This window comes from Pseudodesulfovibrio sediminis, assembly GCF_020886695.1.
In the GTDB taxonomy this organism is placed as follows: domain Bacteria; phylum Desulfobacterota; class Desulfovibrionia; order Desulfovibrionales; family Desulfovibrionaceae; genus Pseudodesulfovibrio; species Pseudodesulfovibrio sediminis.
On record NZ_AP024485.1, the window covers coordinates 2,054,708 to 2,074,269 of the forward strand.

Below are 19,562 nucleotides of genomic sequence, written 5' to 3' on the forward strand. Positions count from 1 at the left end.
GAATCAGGCCCTACATGGGGTTGGAGCCAAGGGCCGCGATCACGGGCACGGCTTCCGTCATGATGCCACGCAGGGTCTCGGCCATGAGGTCCGCCTCATTGGCGTACCCGAGCACAACCACGTCATCCACCTGGCTGGCATATTTCTGTACATGAATCCGCTGACCGGCCCGGGTGATGACGATCTTGACCGTGACCTTGCCTGTATAAGTGGTGGTTCCGGTCTGGTTCAGCTCCACGCTGAGCACTTCGCCAGTGACGAGCATGGCGTCACCCGGAGACACGGAGGATGTCCGATACCGGGGTTTGCACCCGGCTTTTTCCAACTCGTCAAACAAGGCCCACCCCACCCAGTCAGCCACGTTGGTGCCGGTGGTAATGCGTGTCCCGTCCGAATATTTACCGAGTGCCATGGTTGGGCGATTATCCGCAAACTGCAAAATAACAATATCCCCGGAACAGGAAGCACCCACGCCGACATTAGGATAGGTGAGTGTAATACCTGTGTTTTTAGCACAACCAACAGCAAAAAGCAGAATCAGGCACAAGGGCAGAATCCCTTTCATATATTTTTTCATTGTGTTGAACTCCATCAAATTTCATCCCCCTGCTGGGGCGTTGGGGTATTCAGTTTATCCATCTGTTCATCCAGCTCCTTTTCCATCGAATCGAGCATCTGCCGGGTCAAATCCATGAGCCGGTCGAGGTTCTCGTTCACAAAGGATTTGGCCTTGGCATCCAGCTCTTCATCCGAGGTCGACTCCCCGGACTGCTCACCTTCCTTGATCTCGGTCCTTTTCTTATCTATCTTGAGCAACGATTCGATCCCTTCAAGGTTCTTGCGAATCCGAACAAGCTCGGCCTTGAATTCATCGTTCCGGGCCGCCATCTCGCTCTTGAGCGACGCGACTTCGGCTTCCAGAGCGGCCAGACGTTTGGACTCGTCATCCCCCTTGCAGGCCGACAACCCGAGCAGGATAAGGAGGGCCAATATGAGAGTAGTGAGGAAGGTTTCGTTCTTCATGCGGATTCCTAGCATACCGGGGAGGTCCATGACAAACAAAAGGCAAAGGGTTGCACATGTGCTATTTTTCCCACTCCACCGTCTTGATTTTAGCGCAAGAGTCCGTACAATATACATCTCTTGAACAGTTTCACTCCCCTGATGCCAACAAGGAAAAAACGATCATGAAAACGCTCCACGCCCTGATATTGACGATCATCCTGACAGCACTCATCAGTCCGGCAATGGCTTCCGACTATGTGGAGACACCGCCCCCCACAGGCTTTCGCGGCTTTACCTGGGGGATGGAACTGAGTGACGCCAAAGGGCTGAGCCCGGTGGCCGAAGCCGGCTTCAAGAACACCTACTTCCGCCAGGACGAAAAACTCACCCTTGGCGAAGCAAAGATCAAATCCGTGGCCTACTATTTCAAAAAGGGCAAACTCTACAGAGTGGGCGTGGCCTTCGAAGGTCGCGTAAACCAGTTTTTCCTCAAGGACATGCTCATGCGGACCTACGGCCCCGGCCGTGGAGTGGGCATACGCTACGGCTGGATGTGGTCCGATTTTTCCATTGACCTGAATTACAATGAAGAAATGAAGACCGGCGGGCTCTTCTACACCTACGAGGCGCCGCTGGAATAACCTCGCCAGACAGACACAGCATGACACGAGACAACCGATCTTCACGTGCCGAACAGACACGGTATAAGACCCTATACATCCTGAGCATACTCGGGCTGACAGCGCTGTTGTGCGTCAACTTCGGCGTTGTCTACACCCTGCTCATCACCCCGCCTGAAAATCCTGAAAACATGATGCGCCTGGTCTACCTTTCCATGGTGGCGGGCTTCTTTATCCTGGCGGCCCAGGCGCTGCTGATGCTCAAGAAAGTCCTGGCCAATCTGGGCCGCGACGCAGAGGAGCTGGAACAACTCAACACCCGGCTTGAACGGCTGACCATTTTCGACGAGCTGACCAAGGCGTATAACCGCAGCAAGTTCGAGACAGTGGCGGATCGGGAGTTGGGCAATGTCCGCCGATACGGCCACCAGCTCTCCGGCATCATTTTCGACGTGGACGACTTCAAGCAGATCAACGAGACACACGGATACAGCGCCGGGGACAAACTGCTGGCCAACCTTGCCTATTTTGTTGACACGAAGTTGCGCAACAACGACTTCCTGTTTCGTTGGCGTGGCGGCAAATTCGTCATTCTCGCGCCGCACACGGAAGAAGACAAAGCCGCCATGGTAGCCGAGAAACTCCGCCAATTGGTCGGACACAAGATTTTCGGAGGCAAAATCCGTTTCTCCATCTCATTGGGGGTTGCCCAGGCCGCCCCAGACGATACGGCCGACACATTCATGCAGCGGCTCCAAACCGCCCTTGCCGGAGCAAAAAACGGGGGCAAGAACATGGTCGTGATCGACCGCTCTGACGCCCCGGTGACATGATCCGCCCCAGTCAATGGCCCCACCCCCGAAAACAAAAAACCCTTTTTTTCTGATCCCCTTTTCTTTTCCCCGGCTTCTGCGTTATCATCAGAGCATTGGTTCTCTCAAAGCCGAGTGGAAAAAATGCACCTGAAACGATTTTCCAGTATAGTTAAACATACGCCCTTTCGAGTCCTCCTTCCTTCTGTACTGATGCTTTTGCTCTTTGCAGGTTCACTCTTCCTGTACCTGCTGCCCAGCATGGAAAACGCCATCCTGGACTCGCGCAAACGAAACATCATGGAGATGACCAATGCGGTCATGGGCACACTGCAACTGCTCCAGACCAAAGTGGAAAGCGGGGAAACCACTGAAGAGGCCGCGCGCCTGTCGGCCAAGGAATTCATACGCGCCATGCGATATGGATATATGGGCAGGCACTATTTCTGGATCTCCGACCACAACTCCCGCATGGTCATGCACCCCTATCGCCCGGAGCTGGAAGGGCAGAACCTCGCAGAATTCGCGGACACCGAAGGGAAACGCATTTTTTCGGAATTCACCAAAATCGCTCACTCAACAGGGAGCGGCTATCTGCGCTACTACTGGCAGTGGAACGACCAGTCGGATTCCAACAGTGAAAAGATCGGCTATGTCAGTGAGTTCAAACCCTGGGGATGGATCGTCGGCACAGGACTCTATGTGGACGATATCAAAGATGAAATCGCCATGTACCGCAACCGGGTGGCTGGTATCTGCCTCGGCATCCTGCTGTTCATCTCCCTGCTCTCTTTCTATGTGCTCAGACAGGCGGCCATTACCGAAAAAAAGAATATCCACATACAGTCTCAACGGGAAAAACTGGTTCGTGTGCTGCGAGAGAGCGAAGAACGCTACCGGACCATCGCGGATTTCGCCTATGACTGGGAGGCCTGGGTCAGCCCGGAAAAAACCGTCCTGTACAGCTCGCCTGCCTGTCTGCGTATCACGGGGCACCCGCCGGAGCGGTTCTTTGAAAACCCCGACCTGCTTCGAGAAATCATCATCCCCGAAGATCAGAACTCCTGGGATACCTACATAATCAAGGCCAACTCCGACAGGGGGGAAACCCTTGATTTTCGCATCAACTCCGCTGACGGCAAAACCCGATGGATCAATGTGGTGGGCCGCTCCGTATCCGGTATCGGCGACAAGCCGCTGGGCATCCGCTTCTCCTTCCGCGACATCACCGACCGCAAAATCATGGAAGAGCAACTCAGGCACCAGGCGTTGCACGATCCGCTGACCAGCGTCGCCAATCGCACCCTCTGCCTTGACCGTGTCAGTCAGGCCATGCGCCGGGCCAGACGCCGTGAGAATTATTTCTTTGCCGTGGTCTTTCTCGATCTCGACAGGTTCAAGATCGTCAACGATTCACTGGGGCATCACTATGGAGATATGGTCCTCACCGAGACCGCCATCCGGCTGTCAAAGGAAATGCGCGGACTGGACACCGTGTCCCGATTCGGTGGAGACGAGTTCGTGTTGCTGCTGGATGAACTCTCCAGCCCAGGCGAAGCCCTGCGCATAGTCAAACGCATCCGTCTGAAACTCTCCGAGCCTTTTCGACTCCTTGGCAAGGAGGTCAAGACGACCGCCAGCTTCGGCATTGTCCTGAGTCCCGTACCAAACACCAAAGCCGCGGATATCCTGCAACACGCCAATATCGCCATGCACCGCGCCAAGGAGGCGGGGCGCAACCGGTTCAAGGTCTTTACCAACCGCATGCTCGAAACCGCAGTGGATCAGCTGACCATGGAAAACGACATGCGCCATGGGTTGGAGGAAGGCGACTTCCATGTGGCATACCAGCCCATCATGCAGCTCGGCGGATCGGATATTATCGGGTTCGAAGCCCTCGCCAGATGGAAGCACCCGGACCGGGGCAACATCCCGCCTGCGGAATTCATCCCCATGGCCGAAGAATCCGGCCTCATCAGCCAGATTGGTAAGTGGATACTGTTCGAATCGCTCCGCACGCTGGCTCAGTGGCAAAAACAGACCCCTGACGCAAAGGGCCTGTTCATGTCCGTAAATCTCTCCAGCAAACAATTTGCCCGCATTGATCTGGACTCGATGATACTCAACGCCCTGACAGAACAGGGGCTTTCCCCCGACAGCCTCAAGCTGGAAATCACCGAATCCGCCATCATGGAAAACCCGGAATCCGCCATCCGCATCCTGAACCGGCTGCGCGCCAAAGGCATCCGTTTCTCCATCGACGACTTCGGCACAGGGTATTCATCCCTGTCCCAGCTCCAGCAGCTGCCCGTGGACACCCTCAAGGTCGACCGCTCTTTCATCTCCCGCATGAAAACAGACCCGGAAAACATGGAGATCGTGAAGGCTGTCATTGCCCTGGCCCACTCACTGGACCTCAGCGTCATTGCAGAAGGCGTGGAAAAACCGGACCAACTCCACTCGCTCATGCAACTGAAATGCGAATGCGTGCAAGGATTCTATTTCCATGAACCCATGTCATCGGAGAATGCGTTGGAGCTGGTCCTGCGGCGCACCACTTCAACCAGGGATCAAACAGAACAGAAGATGACCCGGGCGCAAGCAGAACGCAGGGTCGACGAAGACGAATAAACCAACCGGGGCAGGGACACCCGCCCTTCCCATTATTTATCCGCGTTTTTCTTGTCAGGACCGTAGGCATTGACGAACCACTTCACCTGCCGGCACACGCCCATGAGCAGGTTGAATTCGTTGCGTCTGAGATTGATCTTGGAAAAAAAACGTCTGACGGGCAGCATCCAGTAGTCAGGATTGTCATCCTTGAGAAAATCAATAGCCAGCAGGGTTTCCTGGAGATTGTCAAACAAGGTCGCCTGTTCCTGTACAGTGGTCGGCCGCTCCTCAGGAGGACCGTCAGGAACAAACGGCGCATCCAGAGACCGCTTGAAACATTCATACAACACCACGACCACGGCCTGAGCCAGGTTGAGCGAGGTGCCTTCCCGACTAGTGGGGATGGTCATCAGGCCGGAACAGATGCTCGTCTCCTCATTGGTCAGCCCCTTGTCTTCGGGGCCGAAAACCACGGCGACCCGACCGCCGCCTCGCAGCCGCTCGTCCACCACCCCGGCAAGCGCGTCCGGGTTCATGATCCCCTTGCGCCACCCCCCGGTGCGCGCCGTGGTGCCATACACCGCAGTACATCCGTCCACGGCCTGTTCCAGCGTATCCACGATGGGAGCGGTCTCCAACACATGCCGAGCATGCGCCGTTGCCAGGGGCAACGCCTTGTCCATATTGAAATTGTATGGGTCCACGATGACCAGATCCGACACGCCCATGTTCAGACATGCGCGCGCCACGGACCCGATGTTTTCCGGATATTTGGGGCGAAAGAGAACCACTCTGAGTTGGTCGAGCATTGCTAACTCCTGTGCTGCAAGGACCGGAGGCATGTAGCACATCGCCGGATGAAGTCAAAGACCACAGCGACCGGGCGCTTGGGCAGGGAAGAGGCCGGGCCTGACAAGCGCGACACGTGGAAGAGCGGCATTCCTTCCCCGCTTCACTGACTGGTCAGTCAAAAAGGTCAATGATATTAATTCTGTAATAAATTCAACATGTGAGAGACCGCGCAAGAGATAAAATATCGTTGAATAAATTGTCATCCTATGCCACAACAAGCTATCGGTCGAAATATTTTGACCGAGGTGTCTTTTTACCTCGTTACCCATTCGACGGTAAAAATAGTTGCGGTCCACACTAACTGTTGCGGTTCCTTAGGAGGGAAAAAATGAAACGAATTCTCATTCTGGCCTTGGCGCTTGCCGTTGTTCTCGGCATGTCCTTTTCTGCCCAGGCCAAAAAACGGTACGTATTTGGTGGCGGCCCCGCTGGCGGCACCTTTCAGGTCGTGGCCAATGGTGTGCAGGTCTTCGGCCCTATCAAAAACAGCCCCAACTTCGCCATCAAAGCCCAGTCTTCCGGCGGCTCTGTTGAAAACCTCCGCACCACCAACGCCGGTCGCGTGGCTTTCTCCACCGTGTACGCCGGCCATGTCTTCCTCGGCCGCACCGGTCAGATGAAGAATGACCCCAACAAATACAAGAATGTCATGGCCGTTGGCTACCTCTACGGTGCCCCAGCCCAGTTGGTCGTTCGCAAAGGCTCCGGCATCAAGTCCACCAAGGACCTGGCCGGCAAAAAAGTCGGTGTCGGCAATGCCGGTTCCGGCGCATTCGCCAACTGCGAACTCTTCTTCACGCACATGGGCGTCTGGGACAAGATCGAACGCAACGCCATGGGCTACAACGACGCGGCCCAGGCTTTCGGTAACGAACAGCTCGACGCGTTCTGGCTGTTCACCGCCTTCCCGTCCGGCGCTGTCATCATGGCCGCCCAGACCAACGACATCGAACTCGTCGACCTGGCCGCCGATGCCCAGGCATCCGGCTATTTCGAAAAATATCCCTACTTCGGCAAACTGTCCGTGCCCGCCGGTACCTACCGCGGCGTGGAAGCCGACGTGCCTTCCTTCTTCGACTCCGCCCTGCTGGTGGCCAACGCCAAGGTGTCCGCAGACCACGTCTACGAACTCATGAGCGCCATCTGGTCAGATGCAGGTCTCAAGCACATGCTTGAGCAGAAGAAGACCTTCAAGGACATGTCCGTTGCCAACGGCATCAAGGGCATCGACCCCAACGTCATCCCCCTGCACCCCGGTGCAATCAAGTTCTGGAAGGAAAAGGGCGTCCTCAAGTAGGCCGCACTCGCATATAACTCTGACAACCGGGCGGGTCTCGATCCGCCCGGTTTCAATGACCTTCGGGTTTGTTTGACCAACCAGTTACAATGGAAAACTTTACGCTTTCCCGCGTGAGCGCCATGCTATTACAGATTCGGCAGGGCTTCCGATCTTGGACACGGTGGGAGACGGAGTGTTTCAAACTGCTGCCATCAGGGCAGTCGCGAGTGCATAATGTACGACAAGCTGAATAAGATTGAACAATTCCTTTTTGACTTTCTGGCAGTAGGCATGGTGCTGTTCTATTCCTGGTCCGCCATTTTCGAACCTGCCGCCACCCAGTTTCACCGGGGAATTTACGTTATCATAACCTACGTTCTGGTCTTCCTCATCTACAAGGCCCGGCCGAGAACAACACAATTTTACGATTATCTCATCATCCCGCTGGCGATCATCCCGCTGGCCATCATGCTCGCCGAATTCGATTTCATCTACACCACCTTCGGCATTGAAAAGATGTACACAGAAATCACCAGCTCGGGCTGGAGTTCACACTTTGTCGCCCTGCTCGGCAACAGTGAAGAACTGGACGAAGGCGTCTGGCTGGTCCCCATCAACACCGTCGCCATATACCTGTGGGGCGGGCTCACTGTCGCAACCCTGGTCATCCAGCGGCTGCTGAAAAACGGCGCCGGTCGCATCTACGACATGCTGTTTATCCTCTTTTCACTGCTGACGGTGGGCTACTGGATCCTGAACTTCGAAGCCATTAACTACCGTACCGGCATTGAAACATTCCTCGACCGATGGATGGCCATGGTCGGCGTGCTCATCGGCGTGGAGCTGGCCCGCCGCGTGGTCGGCAATGTCTTTGTCATCATCGGCCTCGCCATGATCCTGTTTGGAGTCTACGGCGATCAGGCACCGGAGCTCATCGCCCATGCCGGAGCAACGTTCCCGGAGCTGTGCACCTCCATCTTCTACCGCTCGGACGGCGTGTTCGGCATCATGGCCAACGTGCTGGCAACCTATATCATCCTGTTTGTCCTGTTCGGCTCCTTTCTGGAGAAATGCGGCGCACAGAAGTTCTTCATCGACTTCCCGCTGGCGGCTGTCGGACACAAGATCGGCGGACCGGCCAAGGTGTCGGTCATCGCATCCGGCCTGTTCGGGTCCATCTCAGGCTCGGCCATCGCCAACACCGTGTCCACCGGCGCATTCACCATCCCCATGATGAAAAAGGCGGGGTTCAAGCCCCATATCGCGGGCGGCATCGAGCCTGCGGCCTCCATCGGCGGCATGTTCATGCCCCCCATCATGGGAGCGGGCGGTTTCATCATGGCCGAAATGACCGGCCTGCCCTATTCGCACATCATGCTGGTGGCGATCTTCCCGGCCTTCATGTACTTCTTCTCGGTCTTTGTCATGGTCCATTACGAAGCCAAGAAGAACCAGATCGTTGGCGAACGGTACAAACATAGCGCCATGGAGATCTTCAAGAAGGAGTGGCTCTACACTCTGCCCCTGATCCTCATCACCTTCTTCATGCTCACAGGGTATTCACCGGGCTACTCGGCCATCGTCGGCCTGGCTGCCTGCATCGGTCTCTCGTTCAAGGACAAGGGCCACCATATCGACCCCACACTCCTGTGCATAATGGGCCTCATGGTCATCTTCCCCTGGATTATCAAAGGCATCGGCCTGGTAGGTGGACAAGAGGCTGCCGCGGCTATCAAACCTTACATGTCTGGCCGTATCCTGCTGCTCTATGGTCTGATCGTTGCCGCCGCTCTCTTTGCCTATCGCAGGCAGACTGTCTCCGGTCTCAAAGACGAGCTGGGGGGATTTGTTGACGCGGCCCGCATGGGAACCATCAACTCACTCAAGATCGGCGCCACTGTCGGCGTCATCGGCATCATCATCGGCGTACTGACCTACTCCGGCCTGGTGCTGACCTTTGCCGACATCGTCATTGAGCTGGCTCACGGCAACCTGGTCATGACCATTCTGCTCATCGCGTTCGCCTCGCTGATTCTCGGCATGGGTGTCCCGGTGACCGCAGCCTACCTGATCACCGCGGTCGTGGCCGTGCCCGCCCTGACCCACCTCGGCGTCAACGAAGTGGCCGCCCACATGATCGTATACTGGCTCTCCCAGGACTCCAATATCACACCGCCCGTGTGTATTGCGGCCTTTGCCGGAGCCACCATTGCCAAGGCCAACATGTGGCGAACAGCGTTCTCCGCGTTCAAATTCGCCAAGTTCCTCTACCTGGCTCCTTTCCTGTTCGCGTACGTTCCGGCCTTTTCCCTGGATGCCGCGCCCCTGGAAATCGTGGTCTGGTTCTCCATCATCATGGCCTGCGTCTTTGTCTACTCCTGGTTCATGTCCGGCATCTGGTTCGGTCCGCTCAAGCGCAGACTTTTCAGTGCCGCCTGATCCATTACTAGACACCACTGACAAGGGGGGGCCGGAGCTATCCGGCCCCCCTTTTTTTATGAACTTTGAAGGAAACGGCTCCACATGAACACGCCTCATCTGATGAAAAGCAGGCCGGGTGACGTGAGTCTGGTTATAACTTGCACAACTTTGTCTCTGACTCGTTGAAAAAACGTATCCCGTATGGCATACTGAGGCATGAAAATCTCTTCTCTGAAATCGCCTTGTTCTCGCGTCGGCCGAGGCTCACAGATCATCCTTGCACTCTTGCTTGGAGGCGTGTTGCTGCTCGCAAACGGATGCTCTTCAGAACCCGATATTACTCCCGCCAAACACCACGCTGATTCACCCCAGAAACACCTTGCCTTGACGTTCAACGGCGGCCCCAGAGGCGGTACTTTCAACTATTTTGCCAACAAGATGTCGGCCGTCATGAGTAAACATGTTCACTGGCTCGAAATGTTCCCCAGGGAATCAGGGGGATCGCTGGACAACATCTGCGCCCTAAACACCCAAACAGCCGACATGGCCATCCTGTATGCGGGCGATGCATTCCTCGCCCGCCACAACAAACTCACCTGCAAATACACCGATTTGAACAGAGTCCGCGCAATCGCGTTCCTGTACAGCGCACCGGCCCAATTGGTCGTTCGCAAGAATGGCACCATCAGAAATGTCCAGGATCTCAAAGGCAGGATCGTCGCCATCGGCAATGTCGGCTCAGGCGCGGCCTTGTCAGCCGAACGGTTTTTCAAGCACCTCAACCTCTGGGATTCCATCGACCATCGGAACCTGGGCTATTCCCAGGCCGCGACCAGTTTCCTTGAAGGCAAAATCGACGCATTCTGGACGCTGGTGGGGTATCCGAACACCTCCATCATCGAAGCGGCTTCGCAGGAGGACATAGCCTTCATCAACCTGCATCAGCCGGCGCAGGACTCCGGTTTCTACGACGTCTATCCGTTCTACACCAGTGCCATTATCCCCAACGGCGTTTACGAGGACCAGACAGCGCCGATCTCCACCTTTCAGGATTCGGCCTTGTGGTGCACACGCAAGGGAATTGATGATGACGCGATCTACTCGAGTCTGCGATTGATCTTCGGCGGAAAGGGGCTCGACATAATGCTCAAGGCGCACAAGGCCGCACAAGAGATGTCACTGGAAAACGGACTCAAGTCCATCTCCATCCCCCTGCACCCGGGAGCTGTCCGCTTCTGGACGGAAAACAACATCGAAATTCCGCCCATTCTGCTTCAATAAAAAAAGGACACACCCGGTCGGGCGTGTCCTTTTTATTAAGACAGCATACGGGGTCAGGCCAACTCTGCCCCGATACAGATATTATTGATAAAAATACAGTTGCGACCAGCCTTCTTGCTCAAATACGTCTGTTTATCCGCTCGCTCCAGCACCGCGCCCGCAGGCTCGCCACTCTCTGCCAGCGCACCTCCAATGGAGACCGTCACAAAAATCTTCTGCCCCTCATGGTTCAGCCAGGCGTTCTCAACAAGCATACGGAGCCGTTCCGCCATCCTGGCCAGTCCGTCTTTTGTCGTATTGGACACCAGAACCACAAACTCCTCGCCACCCCAGCGACACGCCACATCCAGAGGACGCAGCACCGCCTTCAGGGTCTTGGCGACAATGCCAAGGACCTTGTCCCCCACAGCGTGCCCATAGGTGTCATTCACCTTTTTGAAATGATCAATGTCGAGGAAAAGCACACCAAACGGGACATCGCTTTGACTCATGACACGGTCCAAGCGTTCCATACTGATATCAGCGTATCTGCGATTGCCTATGCCTGTCAGCGTATCAGTCAGCGCTTCCTTGCGCAGTGCTTCCATTTCCTTAAGCAGGTCAACACCCTCGCCGTTCGGCGAAAACACCTCTACGGCACCAATGATCTTGCCGGATTGGTCCCGTATGGGTGACGCGCGAACAAAGACTGGCACCCGGTGCCCGAATTTATGATGCATGAAGACATTGGCTTCGCGAACAACTCCATCAAGCATGGTGGCCGCCATAGGGCAACCGGTCAGACACAGGTTGTTACCGTCGCCGTCAACATGCCGCAACACATTGTCCGCACAGCTTTTGCCTATGACTTCATCTGCAGAATACCCGCTTAACCGTTCCGCAGCCTTGTTCCAGAATGTAACATTGTGGTCCGCATCAAGAAAATAAACTCCATCCGTCATGGAGTCGAGCAACCCTCTATAAAAAGCATTGTCCATATGAGCCTCTCTATAGTCCCTATACTTTGCATCACCCTCCAAATCAACTGCAACCTTAATTATGCACACTCCCCCTCAACCATGACTAAAGAGAACGCTCAAACCCCGGAAGAGCATAACATGTTGAATTGACTGAACGATCAACCACCTTCCTGTATGATTTGCAAAAAACACACCCAACATATTGTCGCATAAGGAAAAATTCTACTTGACGGAAACTGAAAAACCCACTTAGGACTGGAACATCTGAAAATGAGGAATGCCCTTTATCTGCACAATAATGGCAATTCCAAAGCGACCAACGCACATTTCCACGTAATCGACGTTCATCTCTCAACAGCCGGGGAGGCCGGATCATGGCACTGTTCACCAAGCAAGAGGCACTGGATTATCACTCCGACAAACGCAAAGGTAAGCTGGAAGTTCTTTCCATCAAGCCGTGCGACAACCAGAAGCACCTGTCCATGGCTTACAGCCCCGGCGTAGCCGAGGCCTGCCGCGAAGTCGCAGCGGATACCGAAAAGGTGTACCAGTACACCAACAAGGGCAACCTTGTCGCTGTCGTCTCCAACGGTACAGCAGTCCTCGGCCTTGGTAACATCGGCCCTGAAGCAGGCAAGCCGGTCATGGAAGGCAAGGGCGTTCTGTTCAAGATTTTTTCCGACATCGATGTCTACGATCTCAACATCAATGCCAAAACCCCGGATGAGGTGGTCGCCTTCTGCAAGATGCTCGAACCCACTTTCGGCGGCATCAACCTGGAAGACATCAAGGCTCCCGAATGCTTTGAAATCGAAACCCGCCTCAAAGAGGAAATGGGCATCCCCGTCTTCCATGACGACCAGCACGGCACGGCCATCATCTCCGCCGCAGGCATCATCAACGCCCTTGAAATCTCCGGCAAGAAGATCGAAGAAATCAAGATCGTGGTCTCCGGTGCCGGCGCTGCCGCCATCGCCTGCTCCAACCTCTATGTCCACATGGGCGTCAAACGCGAGAACATCTTCATGTTCGACTCACGCGGTCTGATCCATGCCGGACGTGACGGGCTGAACGAATTCAAACAGGCCTATGCGCAGGCCGAAGACAAAGGCTCCCTGGCCGACTGCATGGTCGGTGCGGACATGTTCCTCGGACTGTCCGTCAAGGACGCCATCAATCAGGACATGGTCAAGACCATGGCTGACAATGCCATCATCTTTGCCTGTGCCAACCCGGACCCGGAGATCCCCTACCCGGACGTCAAGGAAGTACGCCCTGACATCATCATGGGCACGGGTCGCTCCGACTTCCCCAATCAGGTCAACAACGTACTCGGCTTTCCCTTCATCTTCCGCGGTGCGCTCGACTCCCGGGCCACCACCATCAATGAGGAGATGAAGATCGCCGCAGCCGAAGCCCTGGCCAAGCTGGCCAAGGAACCGGTTGGAAAGGAAATCTGCGATGCTTTCGGTGTGGACAAGCTGGAATTCGGCATCGACTATATCATCCCCAAGCCGCTTGATCCCCGCGTGCTCACCTGGCTGGCTCCGGCCGTGGCCAAGGCAGCCATGGACACCGGCGTGGCCAAAATCCAGCTCGATCTGGACCAGTACGCCAAGGACCTGGAAGCCCGGATGACCGCTTCCAAGGCCCGCACCAAGGCTGTGGTGGACACCTTCGGATACGACATGTAATCCCCCCTGCCGACTCGAATACAAACGCCCTGCCCCGTCATACGGAGCAGGGCGTTTTCATTGCCATTGCCTGGAGCGGCAATGTCTTTTATGGTTGGTCCATGGACGACACTACCGCTGACCTCATACGCGCACTGGCCGAAAAGAACGGACTGGACCCCGATACCATCCTGGCTATCGAGACAGCCGACGGCCTACCCGAAGAATTACGGGATGCCATGGCCGCCGTGTTGGGCGACCTGACGATGTTTGGTCAGGCCCTGGACGCGCTGGACGAATAGGCATGCCCCGTCTCTTCATCGGCATAGAACTGCCTGCACGCTATCAACTCCAAGTGACACCGTTCACGCAGACACTCGGCACCGACCTGCACAGCTCGGTGCGCTGGTCCAAACCCGGCAACTGGCACCTGACGCTCAAATTTCTGGGCGAGATCGATGAATCCCGCCTTCCACGCATCATTGAAGCCCTCACTGCCATACGTTTTGATCCCTTTGTTCTACAGGCCGGTGGAGCAGGCGTGTTCCCTCGCACACAGCACCCCAGAGTTGTCTGGCTCGGTCTGAAAGAAGGGGCCAAGGCATGCACCGCCCTGGCGCTCCAAATCGAAGACGCTTTGGCCCCCCTCGACATCCCGCAGGAAAAGAAACAGTTCCGCCCCCATCTGACTCTTGGTCGAATACGGCGGCTTGGCCGGGACAACTGGGCGGACGTCATCAAGCGGGCGGCGGCACACTCCTGGCCGCAATTCACCGTCGACAGATTCATTCTCTGGCACAGTGCATTACAGCCGGAAGGAGCGGTCCATACGCGGCTGCAGGAATGTGTCTGTTCTGGCTGAAAAGCCATAGGCACGAACATTCCGCACAAGGCAAAACAAAAGGCCACCCAGAAGGGCGGCCTTTACGTGTCTGCGAAAGTCTGTTGTCCGAGCCGCTACACGAGCCCGGACAGGTCGTAGGTGTCGGCCTTTTCAATCTCCACTTCGACAATGGAACCAAGGGCCAGCTCGACATCGGGCGGCGCGCTCACATAGGTCACCCCATCCACTTCAGGGGCCTGAAACCAGGTCCGGCCGATATACAGACCGGGCCACTCATCAGATGCCTTCTCAATGAGGACGGGCAGTGTTTCCCCGACATAGCCTTCCATTATTTCGGCGCTGATGGCAGCCTGCAGTTCCATCAGGGTATCCCGACGGGCCGTCTTGATCTCGTCAGGCACCTGATTGTCCATGGCCGCGGCCGGGGTGCCGTCTTCCGGCCAGTACGGAAACACGCCGAGATGGTGGAAGCGGGCCTCTTTCACGAAATCCAGAAGCGCTTCGAAATGTTCATCCGTCTCGCCCGGATAGCCCACGATAAAGGTCGTGCGCAGGGCCGCCTCAGGGAAAAAGGAGCGAACGCGATCAACCACCTTTTTCGGATTCCTGGCAAAAGGACGCCCCATGCTCGCCAGCACGTCCGGATGCGCGTGCTGGAGCGGAATATCGAAGTACGGCAGAAACGGCTCGCCGGTCTCCCTGAGAAGCGTGAGCAGAGATTCGGTCAGTCCGGCCGGATAGAGATACATGATCCGCAGCCACTTGAGCGCCGGGATTCCGGCCAGCCCCTTGAAAAGCGTGGGCAGATCGTGGCCGTCGCCAAGGTCGGAACCATAGGCCGTGGAATCCTGACCGACCACGATGATCTCCGGGACCTTTTCGGCGAGCTGCCGGGCCTCGTCGACCAGATAGTCCACGGTCCAGCTTTTGTGTGGCCCGCGAATGGACGGGATGGTACAGAACCGACAGTCATGGGAACACCCCTCGGACACCTTGAGGTAGGCATAGGACGGCGCCGTGGAGAGATTGCGCGGCGCGTCATCCTCCACCTGTGTGGACAGGGCGAGAGCGGCCATGCCGGGCCACAGCTCTATCTCTTCCGTGTTGAGCCAGAGGTCCACCTCGGGCAGGCCGTCCTTGAGATCCTGGCCGTAACGGGAAACCAGACATCCGGCCACGCCTATGAGCGGTTTTGTCCCCGGGGCCTCGGCTGCGTCCTTGATGGCTTCCAGTATGGTGGTAATGGATTCCTCCACCGCAGGCTGGATGAAACCACAGGTATTGATAAGCACCAGATCGGCCTCCTGCACTGACTCCACAGGCTGCATTGCCGGTCCAAAAGTACCCAGCAATCGCTCGGTATCAACCCGGTTTTTGGGGCATCCCAAACTGACTGTATATATTTTCATTGAAGTTCCAAGTGGTTGGGGCACGTCATTTCCTTTGATATGGATTCCCACATGGGATACCATATGAGTCCCACAGGTTGGATGACCGGCCTGAGTTTGCACGGGTAAAGGGTGGAGGTCAAATGCAGTACAAAAAACATATTGAGAACAAACGCTATGTCATCGGCGTGATCGGAGATATTCCGGCCCTGCTTTCCTTTTGGCAGGTATTCAAGGACCAGTCCAACGAGCAGGTCCTGAAAGAGATTGGTGTTGTGGCCGCGGCCCTGCCCGGTGAGTCCGTGCTGCCGCAAGCCTATGACGAAGAGCGTGCCATCCCCACCTATTCCGGATTTCGCACCATGCTGGAAGAGCACCCGGAAATAAACATGGTGATCGAATCCACAGGGCGCATCGGCCTGATTCATGAACTGCGGAACTATCTGCCTCCGTCCGTTACCCTTGTGGAACGCCACGCTGCCAACTTTTTCATCAACCTGCTGACGTCCGACAAAATCTGGGTGGCTGCCAAGCTGGACCTCCTGCACACCCAGAACATGCTGAAGACCATCATTGACCAGATGAACAACGAGATGCTGTTCCTTGACTACGAAGGAAAGATCGTCGACATGAACAAGGCCGTGCTCGACCGGACTGGACTGCCCAAAAAAGCGATAATGGGCAACCATTATTGCGAAGTTTTCTCCACTTCGGGGGACTACGAATGTGAAGGCGGAACAGACGCATTCGAAAAAACCATCGAGACGAGCCAACCCGCCGATATGCTGATCAGCCATGTCGACGGTGAAGGGCGAGTGAAATATTTCCGGGTGGACACCACCCCCATCACCGATGAAGACGGCACGGTCAGCCATGTGGTGGCCGTGCGCCGTGACATCACCCGCCGCCGGGCCATGGAACATCGGCTCCAACAGGCGGAGAAGCTCGCCTCCATCGGCGAACTCTCGACGTATATGGCCCATGAAATCCGCAATCCGCTCTTTTCCATCAGCGGATTCGCCAATGCATTGATGCGCAGCGACGGCGTGGATTACAAGGCAAGGGAAAAGCTGGCCATCATCCTGGATGAATCCCGGCGACTGGATGAAATCCTCAAAAGCCTCATGAACTTCACCCGCCCGACCGGTGCGCAGGTGACCGAAGTAGACCTGAACGAATTGGTCAGCGTGACCATGAGCATCATGCGGTTGCCGTGTACCAACCAATCCGTCGACCAGGTGCTGAACCTCGACAAGGATCTGGCCAAGGTGAACGCCAACCCCGATCTCATCAAGCAATGCCTGATCAATGTCATCAAGAATTCCCTGGAGGCCATGGAAAACGGCGGCACGCTGATCGTCTCGACCATCATGGACAAGGAACATGTCATCCTCACTGTAGAAGACACGGGTGAGGGTATACCGCTCGACCTGCGGGACAAGATTTTCAGCCCGTTCTTCTCGTCCAAGGGAAAAGGGTCCGGCCTTGGACTGGCACAGACCCGAAAGATCGTTGACGAGATCGGAGGCACCGTTGATCTGACTTCCGTGGAAGGTTCCGGCACCAAGGTGACCTTCTTTTTGCCGCCCATTTTGGCAGTTGCAGAAGAGAAAAAGACCGAGTAGCTTGCTCCCCTTGAAGAACAGCCACCTCAAGGGGAATACACCATATGGATACAATAGTTCTCGCCACCAACAACAAGGGTAAAATCAAGGAACTCTCCACCATGCTGGAACCATTCGGCGTGCAGGTGAAGTCCCTGTCCGAGTTTCCGGAGATCGGGGAAATTCCCGAGACCGGCGATACATTTCTGGAAAACGCCTTTATCAAGGCGCGCACCGTGGCCAAGATCACTGGACTGGTGGCTGTGGCCGATGATTCCGGCATTGAGATCGACGCGCTTGATGGCCGCCCCGGCGTCTACTCCGCCCGCTATGCAGGCGAAGCATGCGACGACCACGCCAACAACGAAAAAATGCTCGAAGAGATGCAGGGGCTGCCGGACGAACAGCGCTCCGGCCGCTACCGTTGCGTGATGGCGGCCAGCGCCCCCAACGGCGAAGAGATCGACACGGACGGCGCCTACGAGATTCAGGTAGGCCACGGATATAAGGGCGAAGGCGGCTTTGGCTATGACGTCATCGTCATCGACCCGGAATTCGACTGCCACGTGGCCGAACTCGACGCTGCCGTGAAAAACCAACGCTCCCACCGGGGCAAGGCCATGCAGAAGCTCCTCAAACTCTGGCCCGACTTCTGGGAAAAGGCCACCGCCTAAACAGCACCACACAGACCAATAAAAAGGGGAGAGACGCCTGCGTCTCTCCCCTTTTCATATCGTAATAAGTGAGTCAGCAAAGCGCTACGAACGCCCCCTCAATTCAACGCATCTCACCACCCCGCTCTCGACACGTATACCTATCTTCAAAAAGTGAGTCAGCGAAGCGACACGAACTCCCCCCAAGCCCCGTGAGGCTTTGGAGAGTAGTGTAGCTGTGCGTTTTTCGGGTGCGGTGTAACCGGAGGCGTAGCCTAGCTACGGTGAGGATTACACCGTGCCCGGAAAACGTGCAGATGCGCCGCTATCCAAAGCCGGACTAGAGAGCGTCACCACAGGCTGCACCGGAGGCAAACGCCCAGTGGAGGTTGTAGCCACCGAGATGGCCGGTGACGTCCAGCGCCTCACCAATGATATGCAGGCCTGGCACGGAGAGACATTCCATGGTCTTGGACGAGATTTGATCCGTGTCCACACCGCCGACCGTGACTTCCGCCTTCTTATACCCTTCGGTGGAGGCCGGGGTGACCCTGAAACGGTGTATCCGGTTTTCCGCGGCCTCGATCTGCTTGTTCGAGAGCTGACTGACCGGGGTTTCGGTCAGGTTGTCGGCCAGAATCAGGCCGGGCAGGCGTTTGGGCAGGACTCGGGAGAGCAGGTTGCCGAACTGAATATTCGAGCGACGGTGTTCCTCGATATATCCGGCCAGCGGGGTCTCCGGCAAAAAATCGATCATGACGGACTGACCGTCCTGCCAGTAGTTGGAGGCCTGGAGTGTGGCCGGACCGGAAATACCCTTGTGGGTGAAAAGCAGCGGGTCGGTAAACGCGGCATCGCCCGTGGACACCGTGGCAGGCAGGGCATTGCCCGCCATTTCCTCGCACATGTGACGCAGATGTCGGGGAAAGACCAACCCCACCAGCCCTGGATGGGGTCTGACTATATCCAGCTCGAATTGTTTGGCCATGCGGAATCCGAGATCAGTGGCCCCGATCTGCGGCCAGGACGGACCGCCCAGCGCCACCACCAGCTTGTCAGCCGTAAACTGCTCGTCACCGGTCTCTACGGAGAACGGCCCTGTGCCGGAAACGAACTTGATCTCCCGGTTCATACAGATTTCCACGCCCGCCTTCTTGGAACGATCCATGAGCGCGCCAGCCACCTTGCCTGCCCCCTGATCGGTGAAGAGCTGGCCATGCTCCCGCTCCTCGTAGGTGATGCCGTCTTCGGCCAGAAAGGCGATGACATCCCAGGGCGAGAGCCGCGCCAAGGCGGATTTCACGAAATGGGGGTTGGAGCAGAGATAGTTGTCCGCAGTGACGTTCAGGTTGGTAAAGTTGCACTTGCCGCCGCCGGACACGCGCACCTTGCGGGCGGTCTTTGCACCGTGATCAAGTACAACCACGGAGCGGCCGCGCCGGGCTGCCGTCATTGCACAGAAAAGGCCGGAAGCACCGGCACCGAGTATGATGATGTCGTAATTTGCCATGGGCCGGTTGTATAGGGATATGACTTGGAGGGAAAGTATTAATAGAGT

17 protein-coding genes are annotated in these 19,562 nt (G+C 56.3%); 11 read left to right on the forward strand and 6 right to left on the reverse strand.

The features are described from left to right. Positions 1-10: 10 nt before the first annotated feature. Positions 11-577: a hypothetical protein gene (locus SRBAKS_RS09895; RefSeq protein WP_229590715.1), complete on the reverse strand. Its 567-nt coding sequence runs from the start codon at positions 575-577 to the stop codon at positions 11-13. A 14-nt stretch (positions 578-591) separates the two neighbouring features. Continuing rightward, complete coding sequence (locus SRBAKS_RS09900; RefSeq protein ID WP_229590716.1) at positions 592-1,023, reverse strand: hypothetical protein; 432 nt, start codon at positions 1,021-1,023, stop codon at positions 592-594. A 164-nt stretch (positions 1,024-1,187) separates the two neighbouring features. Here SRBAKS_RS09900 and SRBAKS_RS09905 point away from each other — a divergent pair, with 164 nt between their 5' ends. The 3 genes from SRBAKS_RS09905 to SRBAKS_RS09915 all read left to right on the forward strand — a co-directional run bounded on the left by SRBAKS_RS09905 (position 1,188) and on the right by SRBAKS_RS09915 (position 5,068). After that, the gene (locus SRBAKS_RS09905) at positions 1,188-1,646 is read left to right on the forward strand and encodes a hypothetical protein (RefSeq protein WP_229590717.1); all 459 of its coding nucleotides are present in this window, start codon (positions 1,188-1,190) and stop codon (positions 1,644-1,646) included. Between the two features lie 20 nt (positions 1,647-1,666). Then, positions 1,667-2,458, forward strand: a complete 792-nt coding sequence (locus tag SRBAKS_RS09910; RefSeq protein ID WP_229590718.1) for a GGDEF domain-containing protein — start codon at positions 1,667-1,669, stop codon at positions 2,456-2,458. A 192-nt stretch (positions 2,459-2,650) separates the two neighbouring features. Further along, positions 2,651-5,068 (forward strand): EAL domain-containing protein, encoded by a 2,418-nt coding sequence (locus SRBAKS_RS09915; protein WP_229590719.1) that lies wholly within the window; start codon positions 2,651-2,653, stop codon positions 5,066-5,068. Between the two features lie 32 nt (positions 5,069-5,100). On the opposite strand, the gene SRBAKS_RS09920 is transcribed toward SRBAKS_RS09915, so the two are convergent. After that, on the reverse strand, positions 5,101-5,859 hold the full coding sequence (locus SRBAKS_RS09920; RefSeq protein ID WP_229590720.1) for an RNA methyltransferase: 759 nt from the start codon (positions 5,857-5,859) through the stop codon (positions 5,101-5,103). A 371-nt stretch (positions 5,860-6,230) separates the two neighbouring features. Between SRBAKS_RS09920 and SRBAKS_RS09925 the strand changes: the two genes are divergently transcribed. The 3 genes from SRBAKS_RS09925 to SRBAKS_RS09935 all read left to right on the forward strand — a co-directional run bounded on the left by SRBAKS_RS09925 (position 6,231) and on the right by SRBAKS_RS09935 (position 10,883). Further along, complete coding sequence (locus tag SRBAKS_RS09925) at positions 6,231-7,199, forward strand: TAXI family TRAP transporter solute-binding subunit (RefSeq protein WP_229590721.1); 969 nt, start codon at positions 6,231-6,233, stop codon at positions 7,197-7,199. A 216-nt stretch (positions 7,200-7,415) separates the two neighbouring features. Next, positions 7,416-9,620 (forward strand): TRAP transporter permease, encoded by a 2,205-nt coding sequence (locus tag SRBAKS_RS09930; protein ID WP_229590722.1) that lies wholly within the window; start codon positions 7,416-7,418, stop codon positions 9,618-9,620. 198 nt (positions 9,621-9,818) lie between these two features. Then, complete coding sequence (locus SRBAKS_RS09935; RefSeq protein ID WP_229590723.1) at positions 9,819-10,883, forward strand: TAXI family TRAP transporter solute-binding subunit; 1,065 nt, start codon at positions 9,819-9,821, stop codon at positions 10,881-10,883. Between the two features lie 53 nt (positions 10,884-10,936). On the opposite strand, the gene SRBAKS_RS09940 is transcribed toward SRBAKS_RS09935, so the two are convergent. Then, positions 10,937-11,860: a sensor domain-containing diguanylate cyclase gene (locus tag SRBAKS_RS09940; protein WP_229590724.1), complete on the reverse strand. Its 924-nt coding sequence runs from the start codon at positions 11,858-11,860 to the stop codon at positions 10,937-10,939. 356 nt (positions 11,861-12,216) lie between these two features. Between SRBAKS_RS09940 and SRBAKS_RS09945 the strand changes: the two genes are divergently transcribed. The 3 genes from SRBAKS_RS09945 to thpR all read left to right on the forward strand — a co-directional run bounded on the left by SRBAKS_RS09945 (position 12,217) and on the right by thpR (position 14,377). Beyond that, the gene (locus SRBAKS_RS09945) at positions 12,217-13,536 is read left to right on the forward strand and encodes a malic enzyme-like NAD(P)-binding protein (protein ID WP_283816448.1); all 1,320 of its coding nucleotides are present in this window, start codon (positions 12,217-12,219) and stop codon (positions 13,534-13,536) included. Positions 13,537-13,637: 101 nt separating this feature from the next. Next, positions 13,638-13,817, forward strand: a complete 180-nt coding sequence (locus SRBAKS_RS09950; RefSeq protein ID WP_229590725.1) for a hypothetical protein — start codon at positions 13,638-13,640, stop codon at positions 13,815-13,817. 2 nt (positions 13,818-13,819) lie between these two features. After that, positions 13,820-14,377, forward strand: coding sequence for an RNA 2',3'-cyclic phosphodiesterase (thpR, locus tag SRBAKS_RS09955; RefSeq protein WP_229590726.1), 558 nt, complete (start codon positions 13,820-13,822; stop codon positions 14,375-14,377). 95 nt (positions 14,378-14,472) lie between these two features. Here thpR and rimO read toward each other — a convergent pair whose 3' ends face one another. Further along, entirely contained in the window at positions 14,473-15,768 is a 1,296-nt protein-coding gene (gene rimO / locus SRBAKS_RS09960; RefSeq protein WP_229590727.1) for a 30S ribosomal protein S12 methylthiotransferase RimO, read from the reverse strand. A gap of 122 nt (positions 15,769-15,890) precedes the next feature. Between rimO and SRBAKS_RS09965 the strand changes: the two genes are divergently transcribed. Continuing rightward, entirely contained in the window at positions 15,891-17,372 is a 1,482-nt protein-coding gene (locus SRBAKS_RS09965; RefSeq protein ID WP_229590728.1) for a two-component system sensor histidine kinase NtrB, read from the forward strand. 44 nt (positions 17,373-17,416) lie between these two features. After that, the gene (gene rdgB / locus SRBAKS_RS09970) at positions 17,417-18,025 is read left to right on the forward strand and encodes an RdgB/HAM1 family non-canonical purine NTP pyrophosphatase (protein ID WP_229590729.1); all 609 of its coding nucleotides are present in this window, start codon (positions 17,417-17,419) and stop codon (positions 18,023-18,025) included. 319 nt (positions 18,026-18,344) lie between these two features. Here the strand turns inward: rdgB and SRBAKS_RS09975 are convergent, their stop codons facing one another. Continuing rightward, entirely contained in the window at positions 18,345-19,514 is a 1,170-nt protein-coding gene (locus tag SRBAKS_RS09975) for a BaiN/RdsA family NAD(P)/FAD-dependent oxidoreductase (RefSeq protein WP_229590730.1), read from the reverse strand. Positions 19,515-19,562: the final 48 nt, after the last annotated feature.